Raw genomic sequence first — 17405 nt, forward strand, 5'->3', positions numbered from 1 at the left:
TCCCGATGGCCGACAACGCCTTGGAACTGCGCAACATCGACATGCACTACGGGTACGTCCGGGCGCTCGACGGCATCGACATCGCGGTGCGCCAGGGCGAGGTGCTCGGCCTGCTCGGCGACAACGGCGCCGGCAAGTCGACGCTGCTCAAGGTGATGTCCGGGGCGCACCAGCCGACCAGCGGCGAGATCCGGGTGCACGGCGCGGAGAAGACGTTCGGCTCGCCGGCCGACGCCACCCACTCCGGCATCCAGATGGTCTACCAGGATCTCGCGCTGGTCGACGCGCAGGACATCGCCACCAACCTCAACCTGGGCCGGGAGATCCTGCGCCGCGGCCCGCTGGGCTGGCTCGGGTTCGTCGACCACAAGGCCCAGCGCCGCCGGTCCACCGCCGAGCTGGAGAAACTCGGCGTCCGCACGGCGGCGGTGACCCGGCCGGTGGAGATGCTCTCCGGCGGCCAGCGTCAGGTCGTCGCGCTGGCCCGGGGTGCGACCCGGGTGAACGGCGAGCAGAGCGGCATCCTGCTGCTCGACGAGCCGACCGCGGCGCTCGGCTACGAGCAGACCCAGCAGGTGCAGTCGCTGATCCGGCGGCTCGCCGACCAGGGGGTGGCCTGCGTGCTGGTCACCCACAACCTGCCCCTCGCGATGTCGGTCTGCGACCGGATCGCGGTGCTCAACCGGGGCCGCAAGGTCGCCGACATCCCGGTCGCCGAGACCGAGAACGACCATCTGGTCGGCTGGATCACCGGCGCCCGCGCGTCGATGTTCGCGACCGCGTCGGAGGCGTCATGACCGAGCGAAGCGAGCGTCATGATCGCGCTCTTCGTCTTTCGGGATTTTCGGAGGAGGCCGCATGAGGCTGTTCCTGCGCGGCTTCGCGGGTTACGAGGAGGCCCGGGTCGGCCGGGTCTTCAACCAGCGCCGCCCCGACCGCTACCCCGCCGCCGTCCTGCTGGCCGAGTCCGCTGACGACGTCGCCGAGGGCGTGCGGATGGCCGGCGAGCGCGGCTGGGCGGTCAGCGTCCGGTCCGGCGGGCACTCCTGGGCGGCCTGGAGCGTCCGCGACAACGCCCTGCTCATCGACCTCGAAGGGCTCAACTCCCTCGCGTACGACGAGGAGACCGGCATTGCCGTCGCCGGCCCCGCCGTGCGGGGTGGCCGCGAGCTCGCGCCGTTTCTGACCGAGCGCGGCCGGGCGTTCCCCGGCGGGCACTGCCCGACCGTCGGCATCGGCGGCTTCCTGCTGCAGGGCGGCCAGGGCTGGAACAGCCGCTCCAAGGGCTGGGCCTGCGAGAGCGTGGTCGCCGTCGACGTGGTGACCGCGGACGGTTCCGCACTGCACTGCGACGCCCAGCAGAACAGCGACCTCTACTGGGCCGCCCGCGGCGCCGGACCGGGTTACCCGGCCATCGTCACCGCGTTCCACCTGCAGACCTACCCGGCCTACCCGCACCTGTGGCACGACACCTGGACGTTCGCCCTCGACGACGGCGAAGCCCTGCTGTCCTGGATGCATGAGCTGCTGCCGAAGCTGGACCGCCGGGTCGAACCGGTGATCGCCGCGACCCGGCTGCCGAACATCCCCCTCGACGAGAGCGTCGAGCATCCCGGCGGCACGGTCCTGCTGCTGCACACCACGGTCATGGTGTCGAACCCGGAAGAAGCCGAGGACCTGCTGCGGGTCTTCGACAGCTGCCCGGTGCCGAAACTGGGCCACGTGCGCGGCGAGACCAGCCTGGCCGAGGAGAGCGCGGCCCAGGACGAGCAGAGCCCCGAGGGCCACCGGTACGCGGTCGACTGCACCTGGACCGACGCGCCCGCCGACCGGCTCGCCCCGCCGCTGCTGCGGCTGTGGCGCGAGTTGGACACCACCCACTCGTTCTCGATCTGGTACGGCTGGGCGCCGCACCGGCCGCTGCCGGACATGGCGTTCTCGGTCGAGGGCAACGTCTACATCGCCACCTACGTGGTCTACCAGGACGCCGCCGACGACGAGAAGTACCGCACCTGGGTGCACGAGCGGACCGCGGCGATCGCGGCCGACGGCGGGGCCGGCGTCTACCTCGGTGACACCGACTTCACCGGGCGGCAGGACCGGTTCCTCTCCGACGCCAACTACCGGCGGCTCGAGGAGATCCGGGCCACCCGGGACCCGGACGGCCGGTTCGTGTCGTACCTCGCGGCCGACCCGGCCCGGCTGAACGTCCATGGCTGAAGCCCGGCTCGACCACGTCGGGCTGTCCGTGCACGACCTGGACGCGGCGGCCGAGTGGTACTGCGCCGCGTTCGGTTACCGGCGCGAGCTGGCGCTGCGGGTCGACCCGATCGACCTGGACATCATCATGCTGCTGCACCCCACCCACGGCGACCGCCTCGAGCTGTTGCACCGGCCGGGCTCGGTGACCGGCCCGCGGCCCGCCAATCCGGCCGAGGCGGCGCTGTCCGAGGCGTACGGGCACATCGCCTTTGATGTCGTTGATCTTGATCTTGCCTATGACCGGGTCGTCGGGCTCGGCGCGCGGTCGGTGATGGCGCCGCAGCCGTCGCCGGAAGCGGGCGTGCGGATGGCGTTCGTGGCCGACCCCGAGGGCAACCTCGTCGAACTGATGCAGAGGAGGCACCCGTGAGCCGAGTCCTCGGCCTGTCGGCCGGCAACGCCGGCGGCAGTGCGGAAATCGTGCTGTGCGCCGCGCTCGGCGCGATCGGCGACGCCGAGATCGAACTGGTCCGGCTCGCCGACCTCGATCTGACCGACAATGATCACCTGGACTGGCTGTGGGAGAAGCTTGTCGACGCGGACGCGCTGATCGTCAGCACCCCGATCATGTCGCGGACCGTCTCGGCGAGCCTGAAGCTGCTCGTCGACCGTCTGCTCGGCCCCAACGCCGACGCCGCGATCATCGAGCAGCTGGTCGCGCTGCGGCGTTCCGGCATCGAGCCGGCCGTGCCGTTCCGGGTCGACGAGCGGGTGCTGCGGCCGCGGGTGGCCGGCTTCCTGGCGGTCGGCGGCTCGCTGACCCCGCAGTGGAAGACCCTCGCGTTGCCGCTGCTGCACACGGTCACGTTCTCGATGCACATCGCCGTGGCCGACCAGGTGGTGTTCGGCGGGGCCGGCACCCCCCAGTCGATCCTGCTCGACGACGAGGCGCTGGACCGGGCCGCGCGACTGGGCGCGAACGTGGCCGGCCAGCTCGGCAAGGCGTTCGACGACGTCGACTACCTGGGCGAGCCCGGCCTGTGCCCGCTGTGCCACCTCAACGTCATCGAGCTGCACGGCACCGACGCGGCCTGCGCCACCTGCGGTGCCCGCGGCACCCTGCGCCCCGACGGCTCGGTCGAGTGGACCGACCTGACCACCTCGGTGCTGACCATGGCGGAGAAGCGCGCACACGGCGCGGAGATCCAGGAGACGGCCGCCCGGCACCGGCTGCTCGCCGCCGACCTCGCCGAGCGCCGGGCCAAGGTTCCGGCCTTCACACCGGTCACCCGAGGTTCTTGACAGTTCACATTCGACACTTGTTAATTGGAAACACCGTTTCGGAGAGTGTTACGGCTGACCCTTGGAGGTCGTTCCGTGTCCCTGTCCCTCCGGCGTTTCCTCGCCGCCGCCATCCTGTCCGCCGCCGCCCTCGTTGCCACCCCCACCGCGGCCCACGCCGCGGCCGTCGAGGTCGACGGCGACATCTCGGTCCCCTGCTGGATCTACAACTACACGCAGGACGCCGACTGGTATTTCCCCGCCACCGGCACCCCCAAGGCGCTGGTCTACCTGCAGCACGGCTTCTCCCGCTCCGGCGCCAACGTGGCCGATCTGGCCCGGAAATATTCGGCCGCCGGCTTCCTGGTCTTCGTGCCCACCCTGCCGTCGATCGATCTCTACGGCTGCACGGTCAACAACACCGGCAACAACACGGTGTTCCTGAACAGCGTCGCGGCCTGGATCGGCCAGTCCGGCACCTCGACGGGTGCCCTGGCCAAGAGCTACGCCGCGGCCGCGTCCAAGGCCGCCCGCAGCGGCAGCACACTGCCCACCAGCCTGGTGCTGGCCGGCCACTCGGCCGGCGGCGAGGCCGTCACCTACATCGCGAATGTGCTGCGCACGACCTACCCCACGGTCTTCGCCAACCTCAAATACCTGCAGCTACTGGACCCGGTGAAGTCCCCGGCCGGCACCAACATGGCCGTCGGCCTGACCGGCCTCAAGACCACCACCTTGCCGATCCGAGCGATTTCGTCGCCGCCGTACCTGGCCAACAGCAGCGCAAGCGGCACGGTCGAACTGACAAACACCATAGAAAGCAACTTCCTGGGCGTACGCCTGACAAGCGGTTCCCACTGCGACGCCGAGGGCACCAGCACCAACGTCCTGTGCACGCTCACCGCCGGCACCTCGGATCCCGCCAACGTGGCGGTGCTGCAGACTCTCGCCGTCAACTGGACGACCGACGCGGTAGCCGGCACGACCACCGCCACCTATTACCCCGGCGGCGCCTACTACCAGGGCCTGCTGACCGCCGGCACCATCGAGACCCTCAGCTAGGGCCGGTTTCCCAGAAGCCGGCCCTCACCCACAAGGGGGCCGGCTTCTGACAACGCGCACAGCAAAACCCTCGGGTGGGTGTCCGGTTGCGCGAGCGTCGCGGCACGTGCCGGTGTTGCACGGTGGTCGCGCGGTGGCGGCGGTCGGGGGGAATTGCGGTTGTTCACGGCGTCGCCCGTACCGGCAAAGGGTCTTGATTCTCGCGACCCTGATCCTGATCCCGGAAGAGCCGGCCGAGTTGATCGTTGAGGATGCGAAGCGCCGCGGCGCCGTTTCGCTGGCCGCCCAGCACGCTCGAGCCCAGGCCGTTGGTCAGGGCGAGCAACGCGGCGGCAGTCAGCGCCGGGTCGACGTCTTCGGCCACCTCGCCTGCCTCTTGAGCTGCGGCGATGTGTTTGGCAAGCAGCGATTCCAGTTTGTCGGGGTAAGCGGCGCCGTGCCGCTCGGCCATCTCCGGCTCGCTGAACACCAGGGTGTAGAAGCCGGTGTAGGCCCGGGTCAGCCGCACGCTCTCCTCGTCGGTGGGCACGACGGCCGTGAGCGTGCCGTAGACGACGGTGCGTGAGGTGACCGGGCCGAGCGCCCGGATGCTTGCGGACACGCGTGCGGTGAGCTGCTCGGCGAGGTAGGCGAGTGCGGCCAGCAGCAGTTGTTCCTTGGTGTGGAAGTAGTACTGCACGAGCCGGAGCGAGACGCCGGCCTCGGCGGCCACCTCCCGCATGGTCGCGGACTGCAGGCCGCGCGTGCTCGCGATCCGCAGCAGGGCTTCGCCGATCTGCCGCCGTCGCTGCTCATGGTCCACCCGTTTCGGCACCGCTTGATGATACGCTCGTATCACTATAAGGCGTTGGACGGAGGCCACGATGCCAGTCGGCGAGTTTCGGAATGCCCAGGCCCGTGCTCGTTTTTTCACCGTCTACGACGACGCGGTCGCCCGGCTCTGGCCGTCCGCGTCGGTCGACTCCGATGTGGTCACGAGCTTCGGCACGACTCGCGTCCACCGGCTCGGTGCAGGCGACGAGACTCCGTTCGTGCTGCTGCCGGGCTCGGGCGGGCCGTCGCTGATGTGGCACGCCTACGTCGCCCGGCTTGCCGCAGCTCGCCCGGTGATCGCGATCGATCCCGTCGGTGAGCCCGGCCCGTCTGTCCAGACCCGCGCCATCGACAGCGGCGACGAATGGTCCGCATGGCTGGACGAGGTTCTCGCCGGGCTGGGCGTCGACCGTGCCCACCTGGTCGGAACCTCGTACGGCGGATGGGTCGCCCTGCGTCACGCCCTGCGATCACCACATGCCGTCGCGAGTCTCGCGCTGCTCGACCCGGGCGGCTTCGGGAAAGTCAGCCGGAAGTTCCTGATCTGGATAATCGCGTGTGGGCTGGCCGGGTTCGCGCCCCGGGCGATCCGGCATGCACTGGCCCGGCCACTGCGCAACGTGGCGCTGCGCGACGACGACGCCATGCCGCTGGTCAAGGCCACCTTCGGCTTCCGTCGCCGGCACATCATGCCGACCCCGCTCACCGACGACGAGCTCGAACGGATCACGGCGCCCACGCTGGTGCTGGTCGGCGGCCACAGCCAGCTGTACGACGCACGCGAGGTCACGGCCCGGATCAGCACCCGGATGCCGCACGCCGTCGCCGAGATCATCCCCGAAGCCAGCCATGACCTGGCCCTCTGGCGCCCCGACGAACTCGCCGCACGGATCGTCACCTTCGCCGCCGACAGCCCGGCCCGCGCCTGACATCGGGTGCGGTCAGGAGGACGCCCGGGCCGTGCGCGCGGCGCGGGCGCTCCAGCGGCCGTCGCGGAAGTCCACGTTGATCGGGTGCTGGAACGCGGCGGTGACGTTCTCACTGGTCAGCACATTGTGGACCGGGCCGGCTGCTACCACTCGGCCGTCGGCTATCAGCAGGGCGTGGGTCGTACCCTCCGGGAGCTCTTCCAAATGGTGGGTTACCAGCACCGACGCCAGGTCGGGGTGGGTGCGGTGCATCAGGTCTACGGTGTCCAGCAGCTGCTCGCGGGCTGCCACGTCGAGGCCGGTGGTCGGCTCGTCCAGCAGCAGCAAACGCGGATCGGCTACCAGGGCTCGGGCGATCAGGGCCCGGCCGCGCTCGCCCTGGGACAGGGTCGGCCAGCGGTCCTCGGTGCGGGCCGAGAGGCCGAGCAGGTCGATCAGTTCCCGGGCCCGGGTTAGCTGGGCGGCGGACGGCTCCCAGCGGGACGGGGTCTCGACCGTGCCGTCATCCAGTCCGCCGTGCTGACTGCCGGCGCGGCTGCCGTCTGCATCGGCCCGGGCGGGGTGGGCCGCTGGCAGGCCCTGGAGAACCGCACCTTCCTGGAGCAGTGCGTGAACCGCGGCGTACCGGTGATCCCGGTGTTGCTGCCCGGCGTCGACCGCGTACCGGAGGACCTGCCCTTCCTGCAGAACCTGCACCACGTCCTCTTCGCCACCCACATGACCGAAAAGGCCGCGCTGGATCAGCTGGTCTGGGGCATAACCGGCCACCGTTGACGACAATGGTCGCCATGGCAACCTGCAACCTGTGCCCGCCGGACCGCCGCGACGTCCCGGACGACCGAATGGCCGAGCACCTGCGCACCGCACACCCCGAGGTCGACAAGGACGGCACCCACCGCTCGGACGACAGCACGATCATCCCGGACGCCGCGGACGCGTCGCGGCCGCGGTGACCCGCGTCAGTGCGGGTGACGCCGCGGGCCGCCGAGGTTACCGTGCGGGTCTCGGGCGGGCCGGCGTCGCCGAGCGGGAGGGCAGCCGGGCCGGCCAGCAGTGCCGCCGCGACCAGCTGATTAATCATGGTCGATATCGAACCGGGGCCGGTCGACGACGGGCTGACGCCGCCGCCGACAGCACATGACAACGGCGAAACCACCGAAAAGCGGCTCAACCGGGAGGTAGCGTTACTTCGGGCGAGGGGGTGGCCGATGGAGCAGCAGCTGCTGACCGACGTCGGCACCGGGCTGACCAGCGCCCAGGCCGAGTACCGGCGCCGGCACGGCGACGCCAACACCGCGGTCAAGGGCGGTTCGCGCAGTTACGCCGAGATTCTGCGGACCAACGTCTTCTCGTTCTTCAACATCATTCTGTTTGTGATCGGCGCGGCGCTGCTGGCCATGGGCCGGTACAGCGACGCGCTGATCAGCGTCGGGCTCGGCCTGATCAACGCGGTGATCAGCGCGGCCCAGGAGATCCGGGCCAAGCGCAAGCTGGACCGGTTGCAGCTGCTCGAACGCACCCAGGTCGTGGTGGTGCGCGACGGGCAGGAGTCCACGATCAACCCGGACCAGGTGGTCCGCGGCGACGTGCTGAGAATCAAGCCCGGCGACCAGATCGTGGTGGACGGCCCGGTGCTCGGCGAGACCCGGATCGAGGCCGACGAGTCACTGCTGACCGGCGAGTCCGACCCGGTGGTGAAGCAGCCCGGCGACGACCTGCGCTCGGGCAGCCTGTGCGTGGCCGGCACCGGCCACCAGCTGGCCCGCGACGTCGGCGCGCACAGCTACGCCGGCCGGCTGACCGCCGAGGCCCGCCGGGCCAGCACCGACAAGACGCCACTGCAGAAACGCATCGAGTTCCTGGTACGGCTGGTGATGGCACTGACCGCGCTGATGAGCGGCGCGATCCTGGGACAGGCCGCGATCGAGGGGTTCACCCTACTGCGGGTGGTGCAGACCACCGCCGTACTCTCCGGCCTGGTCCCCTATGGTTTGTTCTTCCTGATCGCCGTCGCCTACACGGCCGGCGCGGCCACCATCGCCCGCTCGGGCGCGCTGGTGCAGCAGGTCAACGCGGTCGAGTCGGTCAGCAACGTCGACGTGGTGTGTACCGACAAGACCGGCACGCTGACCACCGGCCAGCTCACGGTGGAGGAGATCCAGCCGCTGGGCGCGCACGACCGCGACGAGGTGGAGCTGCTGCTGGGTTCGCTCGCGCACAGCGCGGCCACCCCCAATCTGACGTCGCAGGCCCTGGCGGCCGCCCTGCCGGGCGCCGCCTGGCAGGTCCGCGACGAGATTCCCTTCGCGTCCTCCTTGCGCTGGTCCGGGCTGACCACCGAGGAGGGTACGTGGATCCTGGGCGCCCCCGACGCACTGGCCGCGAGCTTGTCCACGCCGCTGCCGACCGACGCGGTGGTGAAGCACGCCGAGCGCGGTCTACGCGTACTGCTGCTGGCCAGGCCGACCCACGACGGAGCCCCGCTGCGCGACGCGGCCGGACGCCCCACCCTGCCGGCGCTGGAGGCGGTCGGCATGGTGGCCCTGGCCGACGAGTTGCGCCCCGAGGTGAGCGAGACGATCGCCCGTTTCCGCCAGGACGGCGTGGACCTGAAGGTCCTGTCCGGCGACGACCCCCGCACGGTAGCGGCGATCGCGGCCCGGGCCGGCCTGGACGCCGGCGAGCCGGTGCCCGGCGCATCCCTGGACGACCTGGACGACGCCGCCCTGGACCGACTGGTAAGCCGAACCACGGTCTTCGGCCGGGTAGCCCCCGAACACAAGGAGCGGATCGTCCGCTCACTGCGCCGCCAGCACCACTACGTGGCCATGATCGGCGACGGCGTGAACGACGCCCGAGCCCTGAAGGGCGCCCAGGTAGGCGTGGCGATGCGCAGCGGCAGCGCGGTAACCCGAGACGTGGCCGACATAGTCCTGACCGACGACTCGTTCGCAGCGTTGCCACCGGCCCAGCGCGAGGGCCGCCGCATCATCAACGGCATCGGCCTGTCCCTGCACGTCTTCCTGGCCCGGGTAGCCACCCAGGGCCTGGTGATCCTCACGGTCACGATGCTCGGGCTGGGCTTCCCCTACTCCCCCACCCAGGTAGGCCTGACGCTGTTCACGGTGGGCGTGCCCACCTTCTTCCTGACCATGTGGGCCAAGCCGATGCCCCCCGACGCCAAAATGTTCTCCGGCCTGGCCGGCTTCGTGATCCCCGCCGCGGTGATCACCGCAAGCTTCGGCACGGCCCTGTACGCCACCCTGTACGAGGCGGTGACAATCGGCTTCGGCTCCGGCCGCACCCCAGCCGAGATCGTCAGAGAGTTCGAGCGCTACACCGGCCTGGCCTACAACGACAGCGACTTCACCGCGGCGGCCGCCACGATCGCCGCCCAGACAGGTTTGTCGAGCTTCTTCTGCCTGGCCAGCTTCCTGCTGATCCTGTTCCTGGCCCCACCGAACCGCCTGTTCGCAGCCTGGACCGAGCCGACGGACGACAAGCGCCCCGCCTACTTGGTAGCAGGCTTGATGGCAGCCTTCGGCGCAGTCCTGTTCGTGCCCACCCTGTACACCTACTTCGGCCTGACCGGCCCGTCGAAGCCGATGTTCGCCCTGGTAGTGCCACTGCTGGTGCTGTGGTTCGCAGTGCTGAGCCTGGCCTACCGCCTACGCCTGCTGGACCGAGTGCTGGGCCTGGACAACCTACGGTCAGACAACTAGTCCCACATACCGGCGCGCTGTCCCACAAATTGGCCAGCAGGCGTTCACAAAGCGCCCAAAACCGAGCTTTTCACCGCCCGCGCCAGAGAAATCGCCAGATCTTGAAGAGTTGCCGACCCCCGTTCCACGCAACTCAACAAGATCTCCAAACCGCCCCGAAGCACGCCCGCCTTTGGCTTGGCGATCCCCTCCCGGCGCCACGCCCGCCCAATCGCACCGGTGGTCGGTGTGCAAGCGGGGTTTGCTTGCGCGCCGGCCGCCGGTGTGATCGCTTCAAGTGCCGCCGCGAGGAGATCCCCAAGCCCCGCCCTAAAGCCCAGCCACCCGCAAAGGCCGAGCAAACCCGGAGGGATCTCCGAGCGCCCGGCCGGGGTCCGGGGCAGCGCCCCGAAAGCGGTAACCCTAAATCTTCGCTCCTACAGCAGCCCCATTAGCAGGCACAAGGAAGGACGAAGACGGAATAGACCCATCAGCATTCCGAGCCCCCGTGATCACCCCAGGATCGGTACTGACCAACGTCCAAGTACCGCCGATGTTCCAGGAATTACCGGAAGCCGTAGACGACCCCAAAGCCACCGCCGTCTTATTCCCAGAAGCCAAATTAGCAGTCAACTTAGAAGTAGACCCACCATCAACGTCAAACCCGGTCTTAGCATTCTGATAAGCAGTACTACGCGAGATCAAAATAGCCCCGGTATTCCCATTGTCGGTGAACCCGTGCGCCGCGTTGGAGAAGGACATGCTGTTGCTGACCACATGACCAGCAGCCGGCCCGGTCCCACTACTGCCGCCAAGCTTGAACCCGTTCCCATCCCCAGAGAAGTTCGGGATAGACCACCGGTTATACCCATTCCCATAAGAGATGCTCCCCTGGATGGTAACCGGAGAGGTGAAGGCCCAAGCATCAAACCCATCATCGATGTTGTTCCACAGCCGAGCCCCCCGCACGACATTCCCGGAACCACCGCCCTCCTTGATGCCGAGCCCATCCGCACTCTCCCCGTTCTTACGAGGATCCCGGTTGTTGTAGCTGTCGAGATTGAGGATGAGGTTCCCCGCCGAGGCCCCCTGCAACTGAAACCCGGTCTCATAGTTGTCGTGCGTGACCAGCCGCTCAAACGTGTTGTTGTTGCAGGCGTTGCAGTACACCCCATACGGCCCGTGCACGATCTCCAGCCCGACAACCCGCCAGTAAGACGCCTCCATGTGGAGAGCCCCCCGCTGCGCCGCCGGAATGGTCGACCCGACCGCCCCCGGCGTGTAGGCCAGATCCTCAGCGTCGATAACGGGCCGCTCCGACTGATAGGCGGTGAGCGTGATCGGCGCCCCCGAGGTCCCGCTCTTGGCGAGAGTCACCGTCGACGAGAGCTTGTAGGTCCCACCCCGCAGCGCGATCGTGTCCCCCGCCGCGACCACCCCGACAGCCTTCTGGATGGTGGCGAAGGGCGCGGCAAGCGTGCCCGCGTTGCCGTCACTGCCGCCCGGCGCGACGTAGTAGGTAGAGACCGCAGCAACCGGCGCCGGCAGCGCGAGCATGGCCAGAACGAGCAGAACCTTCACCGAGAACCCCCTCCAGGAATGCGCTTTCCTCAGGGGAAACTACGTCGTCCATCGGCGACCGTCAATGCAGGGGGGCAATCAGGTCAAAGTTGATCTGCGCACCGGCAAAGGCCCCCGCGGCAGCAGCCGACCCCACCTGAGCGGACAGATCGGTGACGTTCCCAGCCGCCCAGACCCCAGGCACCTCGGTACGCCCAGACGCATCAACCGGAATGTGCTCACCCATCCCCGAGGCATGCGGCACCACCTTGAGCCCAAGCCCATCGAGGAACCCGGCCCGCGCCACCATCCGGCTGGCGACCGCGACCACCCGGCGCGGCACCACCCGCCCGGAGACCAGCCGAATCCCCGAGATCGCATCATCGGTCACCTCAACTGCCGCCACCGGCCCGTCCACCACGGTGATGCCCCGGGAGGCGAAATCCGACGGAGGCGCCGGCTGCTCGTGCCGGAAGAAGATCAGATCGTCGGTGAGCTGCCGGAAGAGCAGAGCATGGTGAACCGAAGCAGGCCCGGTGGCGAGAACCCCGATCGGCTGGTCCCGAACCTCCCACCCGTGGCAGTACGGGCAGTGCACAACATCCCGCCCCCACCGCTCCCGCAGCCCCGGCACCTCGGGCAGCTCATCAACCAGCCCAGAGGTCATGAGCAGCCGCAAAGCCCGCACCGACGACCCGTCCTCGAGCGAGACCACGAACCCGTCCCCGTCCCGCCGCGCACCCACCACCGACCCGGAGACGATCGAGCCCCCATACCCCCGCACCTCCGCCCGCCCCCGGTCCAACAGCTCGAGCGGCGGCATCCCTTCACGACCCAGCAGCCCATGCACACCGGAAGCCGGCGCGTTACGCGGCGATCCCGCGTCCACCACCAGCACCGAGCGCCGGGACCGGGCCAGCATCAGCGCCCCACTGAGCCCAGCCGCACCACCACCAACGACCACTACCTCGTATGCGTTCATGCGATCCACGGTGCGCGGCGACGCCGAAGAACGACAAGGAAACTTGCCGATTCAGCAAAGCCGCTGAAACTGCGAAGCAACGGCGGAAATGGGACGCCAAGAGTCGGAAATGAGTCCGAGTTCGATGATCTCCGCGCTGGTCGGTGCCGGTTGCACACAGGTAAATTTCTGCAACGGAAGTATTGACCTTGACCAACGGCAACTTAGATCCTGTTGCGGTCGGTCAGCGGAGAGTGACCCTTTCCCGATCGCACGGACACACGCCTGACTCCCGCCACCAGGTGAACAGCAGAAAAGGCTATGTGCACGCTCACACAGCCACGCTGACAGAGGAGCTGATCGCGTGCCCGTCCATGACGCCGCGCCGTCCCGTCGCTCGGGCGGCACGATCCGCGGCCGCATCGCCCGGATCCTGGCGCTACCGGTGGCCGCGGTCCTGGTGCTGCTCGGGATCATCGCGGTCGGCGAGGTCAACCGGTACACCACCGCCGTGCAGACCGCCCGCGCCGTCACCCTCGACCTCGCCGTGCTCGAGCTGGTCCAGAACCTCCAGGACGAGCGCGGTCTCTCGGCCGGCCTGCTCGGCGGCATCACCGCGTTCCGCGCCGAGCTCGCCCCGGCCCGCCAGCGCGTCGACAAGCAGCGCGCCGACGTCGAGTCACTGACCGAGCGCGGCGGCGACGCGGAGGACCGGGTCGCCGCCGTGCTCACCCTGCTCGACGGCCTGGCGGGAGTGCGGGCCGCCACCGACACCGGAGCCGGCGCGCGGGCGGCCACGTCCGGCTTCTACACCGGCCTGATCGCCCAGCTGATCAACGTGGACTACGGCCTCAGCACCGTCGACGACACCGACCTGCGCCGCAGCTACGCCACGCTCAGCATGTTCAGCGTGGCGAAGGAGTCGGCCGCGCAGGAACGCATGCTGCTCAACGGCGTCTTCACGGCCGGCGCCTTCAAACCCGGCGAATTCGTCCAGTTCGTTTCGACGAGGTCCTCGCGCGACACCGCGCTGCTGGCCTTCAACCAGTACGGCAACCCGGCCGCCCTGGACGCGAAGAACCAGGTACTGAACACCGATGCCGGCCGCCAGGTAGCCGCGATGGAGCAGGCCGCGCTGGCCGTCACCGACGGGCGCCCGCTGAGCATCGACGCCACGTCGTGGTGGTCGGCGTCCGGCACCGTTCTCGACGCCCTGCAGAACGCCGGGCGGGCCATCGGCGCCTCGGCCCAGAACCGCGCCGAGGACCTCAAGCAAAAGGCCAGCATGCGGCTCAGCCTGCTGGCCGTGGTCGCCCTGCTGCTGCTGGCCGGCGCCGCCTACCTGGCGTTCGTCGCGTCCCGCGCGCTGGCCCGCCCGCTGGCCGCGCTGGCCGCCGAGGCACACCGGATCGCCGCCGACCAGCTCCCCCAGGCCGTGCACCGGGCCTCCTCGGGCACCGTCGACGACCCACCCGCACCGGTTCGGGTGGATCCCGGCGCCAGCAACGAGGTGCGGCAGGTGGCCGACGCGTTCGAGCGGGTGCAGGCCACCGCGTACGCCCTGGCCACCGAGCAGGCGCGGCTGCGCCGGGCCACCGCCGAATCGCTGGCCAACCTCGGCCGCCGCAATCAGAATCTGCTGCGCCGCCAGCTCGGGTTCATCACCAAGCTGGAGCGCGAGGAGTCCAACCCGGCCGGCCTGGCCAACCTGTTCGAGCTCGACCACCTGGCCACCCGCATGCGCCGCAACGCGGAAAGCCTGCTGGTGCTGGTCGGTGCGGCCAGCCCGCGGCAGTGGTCGGAGCCGCTGCCGATCACCGACGTGATCCGGGCCGCGATCAGCGAGGTCGAGGAATATCGCCGGGTCACCCTGCGCCGGGTCGACGACGCGCTGGTCTCGGGTTCCACGGTGGCCGGGGTGGCGCACATGCTGGCCGAGCTGATCGAGAACGGACTGGCCTTCTCCCCGCCCGACGTGGACGTCGAGATCCACGGCCGGGTGATCGGCGACGGCTACCTCATCGCGGTCAGCGACCAGGGCATCGGCATGCCGCCCGGCGAGATGGAGACCGCCAACCAGCGGCTGCGCGGCGAGGGCGACTTCATCACCGCGCCGGCCCGGTTCCTCGGCCACTTCGTGGTGGGCCGGCTGGCCGCCGAGACCGGCATCGGCGTGCAGCTCGCGCCGTCGCCGGTGACCGGGGTGACGGCCCGGCTGTCGCTGCCGGCGTCGATCCTGGTGGAACGCAAGACGGTCGCCGCCGCGGCGCCGACCCGCCGGCTGGCGGCCGCCCCCCGCGAGGACGTTCCGCTGCGCTCCAACACCATCGAGTACGTCGTGGTGGACGCCAAACCCGCGCGCCGGGCCGAGCCGGCGCCTGCGTCCGGGCCGGAACCCGACCGTACGCCCAATGGCCTGCGCCGCCGCACCCCGCGCGCCCGCCGCGAACCGGCCCCGGCCGCGGTAGCCGTGGCCGAACCACCGCCCGCTGCGGTGGAGGACACGCCGGAGGCGGTCCGGGCGCGGCTCAACGCGTTCCGCGACGGCGTGCTGCGAGCCGCCAGTTCCGAGAACGCGGGACGGCCGTGACCGGCCCGATGACAGGAAGAGCAGGAAGAGAAGGCATGAACGTCGACGCGTCGGCCGACCGGCACCAGTTCAACTGGCTGCTCGGCAACTTCGTTCACCAGACCGACGGCGTACGCGATGCCGTGGCCGTTTCGTCCGACGGTCTGCTGATCGCGGGTTCCGACGGGCTGAACCGGGCCGAGGCCGACCAGCTGGCCGCCATCGTGTCCAGTCTGGCCAGCCTGGCCCGCAGCGCGTCCCGCCGGTACGACTTCGACGGCCTGAAACTCATCATGATCGAGATGCGCCGGGGCTTCCTGCTGGTCTCGCAGATCTCCGGTGGGAGCGTTCTCGGGGTGGTGGCCGGCAGCGACTGCGATCTGGGCCTGGTCGGCTACGAGATCTCCATGCTGGCCGAGCGGTTCGGCGACCTGCTCACCCCGGCGCTGATCGCCGAATCCCGGCAGCACCTGCCGCGATGACCGATGAGCCGCGTGCCGGTCACCGGCCGCCGCCGTCGACGTACGACGAGGACCCGGTGGTGCGCCCGTTCATGCTCACCGGCGGGCGCACCCAGACGGTGCACGACGGGCTGCGCATCGAGACCCAGCTGCGGGCCGCCCCGGCCGCGCTGTCCGCGCCACTGCGGTTCGAGGCCCGGCGGATCGTCGAGCTGTGCCAGCAGCCGAGGTCGCTGGCCGACCTGTCGGCGGCCCTGCGGGCCCCGCTCGGCGTGGTCCGGGTGATCGCCGGTGACCTGATCACCGAGGGTTACCTGCGGATCGAACAGCAGCCGGCCGAACTCTCCATCAGTCTGATCGAAAGGATCCGGGATCGTGTCCGCGCGCTCTGACGTGGTGGCACCACCGATTGCCGTCAAGATTGTGATCAGCGGCGGTTTCGGGGTGGGCAAGACGACGTTCGTCGGGGCCATCTCCGAGATCGAGCCACTGGTCACCGAGGCGGAGCTGACCGAGGCCTCGATCGGGGTGGACGACACCTCGGCCGTGTCCGGCAAGACCACCACCACGGTGGCCCTCGACTTCGGCCGCATCACCCTCGACGACGCCCTGCTGCTCTACCTGTTCGGCACCCCCGGCCAGGACCGGTTCTCGTTCCTCTGGGACGACCTGGTCGACGGCGCCCTGGGCGCGATCGTGCTGATCGACACCCGCCGGGTGGAGGACTCGTTCCCGTCGATCGACTACTTCGAGGAGAACCGGATCCCGTTCATCGTCGGGGTGAACCGGTTCGACGGCGGCATGCGCTTCGACCTGCGCGAGATCCGCGACGCCCTCGGCGTCTCGGACGCGGTGCCGATTGTGGAGTGCGACGCCCGCGACCGCGTGTCGGTGAAGGACGTTCTGGTGGCGCTCACCGAGGAGGTACTGACCAGGCGGTTGGGGTAGGGCGTATGGGGGAACCGGCAGTGGCATTCCATCGATAGCCTGGCCACATGCGTTGCCCTCTGTGCGGCCTCGACAACAATCCGTCGGTGGGCGTCTGCGCCCGCTGCGGCGCGCCGCTCAACGGCACCCCACCCCCGCCCACCAACACCACCCAGTTCGCGCCGGGGTCGGCGTCGCCCGGCCCGATCGCGCCGCCGCCGACCCCGCAGTTCGCGCCGCCGCTGCCACCCGCGCCCAGGAGCGGCCCCAGCACCGGCGTCCTGCTCAGCCTGCTGGGCCTGGGCATGGTCGCGCTCCTCAGCCTGGCCCTGGTGGTGGTCATCGTCGCGCGCGGCCGCCCCGACAAGCCGGTGGCGGCGGCCCAGCCCACAGTCGCGCCGCCCGCCACCACCGCCGCCGCGGCGAAAGGATCGGCCCGCGACCAGGCCGCGGCGATCGACGCGCTGCTCGACCGCAGCGCCGCCAGCCGCGCCAAACTCAACAGCGCGATCGAACGGGTACAACGCTGCAAGGACGTGCCGGCCGCCCTGACCGACATGCGCACGGTCGGCGACGAACGCACCAAACAGATCGCCGACACCGAGGCCACCGACGTGTCCGCCCTGGACAACGGCGAGGCGGTCCGCTCCACCCTGCGGGCCGCCCTGGGCTTCGCCCTGGCCGCCGACGCCCATTTCGTCTCCTGGGCCGAGCCGGCCGCCACCGGCGACTGCAAGGACACCACCGCCCGAAACGCAGCCTGGCAGCGCGGACAGGCCTCCTCAAAACAGGCCCAGGGAGCAAAGAAACAGTTCATCGCGGTCTGGAACCCGATAGCCGGCCCGCTCGGCCTGGCCGAAAGATCAACCGACAAGATCTAGGCCCTTTTCCGTACGCGCCGGCCCACTCCCGTGGCACTCGGTCCCGGCAGCTGCCAAC

At 69.9% G+C, this 17405-nt stretch carries 17 protein-coding genes; 13 read left to right on the forward strand and 4 right to left on the reverse strand.

Annotation, left to right across the window (positions count from 1 at the left end; all coding sequences use genetic code 11):
- Positions 1-5: 5 nt before the first annotated feature.
- The 5 genes from Ate02nite_RS40335 to Ate02nite_RS40355 all read left to right on the forward strand — a co-directional run bounded on the left by Ate02nite_RS40335 (position 6) and on the right by Ate02nite_RS40355 (position 4545).
- Complete coding sequence (locus tag Ate02nite_RS40335) at positions 6-797, forward strand: ATP-binding cassette domain-containing protein (protein WP_203813198.1); 792 nt, start codon at positions 6-8, stop codon at positions 795-797.
- Positions 798-858: 61 nt separating this feature from the next.
- Positions 859-2220 carry an FAD-binding oxidoreductase gene (locus Ate02nite_RS40340; protein WP_203813199.1) on the forward strand — a complete coding sequence of 454 codons (1362 nt, stop codon included), beginning with the start codon at positions 859-861 and terminating at the stop codon, positions 2218-2220.
- The gene (locus tag Ate02nite_RS40345; RefSeq protein WP_203813200.1) at positions 2213-2632 is read left to right on the forward strand and encodes a VOC family protein; all 420 of its coding nucleotides are present in this window, start codon (positions 2213-2215) and stop codon (positions 2630-2632) included. Before Ate02nite_RS40340 ends, Ate02nite_RS40345 begins: the two co-directional genes overlap by 8 nt.
- On the forward strand, positions 2629-3504 hold the full coding sequence (locus Ate02nite_RS40350; RefSeq protein WP_203813201.1) for a flavodoxin family protein: 876 nt from the start codon (positions 2629-2631) through the stop codon (positions 3502-3504). The genes Ate02nite_RS40345 and Ate02nite_RS40350 overlap by 4 nt, the downstream gene beginning before the upstream one ends.
- A 75-nt stretch (positions 3505-3579) precedes the next feature.
- Positions 3580-4545: an alpha/beta fold hydrolase gene (locus Ate02nite_RS40355; protein WP_203813202.1), complete on the forward strand. Its 966-nt coding sequence runs from the start codon at positions 3580-3582 to the stop codon at positions 4543-4545.
- Between the two features lie 163 nt (positions 4546-4708).
- On the opposite strand, the gene Ate02nite_RS40360 is transcribed toward Ate02nite_RS40355, so the two are convergent.
- The gene (locus tag Ate02nite_RS40360) at positions 4709-5359 is read right to left on the reverse strand and encodes a TetR/AcrR family transcriptional regulator (RefSeq protein ID WP_203813203.1); all 651 of its coding nucleotides are present in this window, start codon (positions 5357-5359) and stop codon (positions 4709-4711) included.
- Between the two features lie 49 nt (positions 5360-5408).
- Between Ate02nite_RS40360 and Ate02nite_RS40365 the strand changes: the two genes are divergently transcribed.
- On the forward strand, positions 5409-6287 hold the full coding sequence (locus Ate02nite_RS40365) for an alpha/beta fold hydrolase (protein WP_203813204.1): 879 nt from the start codon (positions 5409-5411) through the stop codon (positions 6285-6287).
- A gap of 12 nt (positions 6288-6299) precedes the next feature.
- Here Ate02nite_RS40365 and Ate02nite_RS40370 read toward each other — a convergent pair whose 3' ends face one another.
- The gene (locus Ate02nite_RS40370) at positions 6300-7055 is read right to left on the reverse strand and encodes an ATP-binding cassette domain-containing protein (RefSeq protein WP_239148065.1); all 756 of its coding nucleotides are present in this window, start codon (positions 7053-7055) and stop codon (positions 6300-6302) included.
- A gap of 20 nt (positions 7056-7075) precedes the next feature.
- Between Ate02nite_RS40370 and Ate02nite_RS40375 the strand changes: the two genes are divergently transcribed.
- Together Ate02nite_RS40375 and Ate02nite_RS40380 are read left to right on the forward strand one after the other, a co-directional pair.
- Positions 7076-7240 carry a hypothetical protein gene (locus Ate02nite_RS40375; protein ID WP_203813206.1) on the forward strand — a complete coding sequence of 55 codons (165 nt, stop codon included), beginning with the start codon at positions 7076-7078 and terminating at the stop codon, positions 7238-7240.
- Between the two features lie 255 nt (positions 7241-7495).
- Positions 7496-10009 (forward strand): HAD-IC family P-type ATPase, encoded by a 2514-nt coding sequence (locus Ate02nite_RS40380; protein ID WP_203813207.1) that lies wholly within the window; start codon positions 7496-7498, stop codon positions 10007-10009.
- Between the two features lie 402 nt (positions 10010-10411).
- Here Ate02nite_RS40380 and Ate02nite_RS40385 read toward each other — a convergent pair whose 3' ends face one another.
- Together Ate02nite_RS40385 and Ate02nite_RS40390 are read right to left on the reverse strand one after the other, a co-directional pair.
- On the reverse strand, positions 10412-11569 hold the full coding sequence (locus tag Ate02nite_RS40385) for a right-handed parallel beta-helix repeat-containing protein (RefSeq protein ID WP_239148066.1): 1158 nt from the start codon (positions 11567-11569) through the stop codon (positions 10412-10414).
- A 61-nt stretch (positions 11570-11630) separates the two neighbouring features.
- Positions 11631-12530: an NAD(P)/FAD-dependent oxidoreductase gene (locus Ate02nite_RS40390; protein ID WP_203813208.1), complete on the reverse strand. Its 900-nt coding sequence runs from the start codon at positions 12528-12530 to the stop codon at positions 11631-11633.
- 343 nt (positions 12531-12873) lie between these two features.
- Between Ate02nite_RS40390 and Ate02nite_RS40395 the strand changes: the two genes are divergently transcribed.
- The 5 genes from Ate02nite_RS40395 to Ate02nite_RS40415 are packed head-to-tail and all read left to right on the forward strand — an operon-like array spanning position 12874 to position 17347.
- On the forward strand, positions 12874-15099 hold the full coding sequence (locus Ate02nite_RS40395; protein WP_203813209.1) for a sensor histidine kinase: 2226 nt from the start codon (positions 12874-12876) through the stop codon (positions 15097-15099).
- A 35-nt stretch (positions 15100-15134) separates the two neighbouring features.
- The gene (locus Ate02nite_RS40400; protein ID WP_203813210.1) at positions 15135-15560 is read left to right on the forward strand and encodes a roadblock/LC7 domain-containing protein; all 426 of its coding nucleotides are present in this window, start codon (positions 15135-15137) and stop codon (positions 15558-15560) included.
- On the forward strand, positions 15557-15931 hold the full coding sequence (locus Ate02nite_RS40405; RefSeq protein WP_203813211.1) for a DUF742 domain-containing protein: 375 nt from the start codon (positions 15557-15559) through the stop codon (positions 15929-15931). The genes Ate02nite_RS40400 and Ate02nite_RS40405 overlap by 4 nt, the downstream gene beginning before the upstream one ends.
- The gene (locus Ate02nite_RS40410) at positions 15915-16487 is read left to right on the forward strand and encodes a GTP-binding protein (RefSeq protein WP_203813212.1); all 573 of its coding nucleotides are present in this window, start codon (positions 15915-15917) and stop codon (positions 16485-16487) included. Before Ate02nite_RS40405 ends, Ate02nite_RS40410 begins: the two co-directional genes overlap by 17 nt.
- Positions 16488-16534: 47 nt before the next feature.
- Positions 16535-17347 (forward strand): zinc finger Ran-binding domain-containing protein, encoded by an 813-nt coding sequence (locus Ate02nite_RS40415; RefSeq protein ID WP_203813213.1) that lies wholly within the window; start codon positions 16535-16537, stop codon positions 17345-17347.
- Positions 17348-17405 lie beyond the last annotated feature (58 nt).

Source organism: Paractinoplanes tereljensis (assembly GCF_016862435.1).
In the GTDB taxonomy this organism is placed as follows: domain Bacteria; phylum Actinomycetota; class Actinomycetes; order Mycobacteriales; family Micromonosporaceae; genus Actinoplanes; species Actinoplanes tereljensis.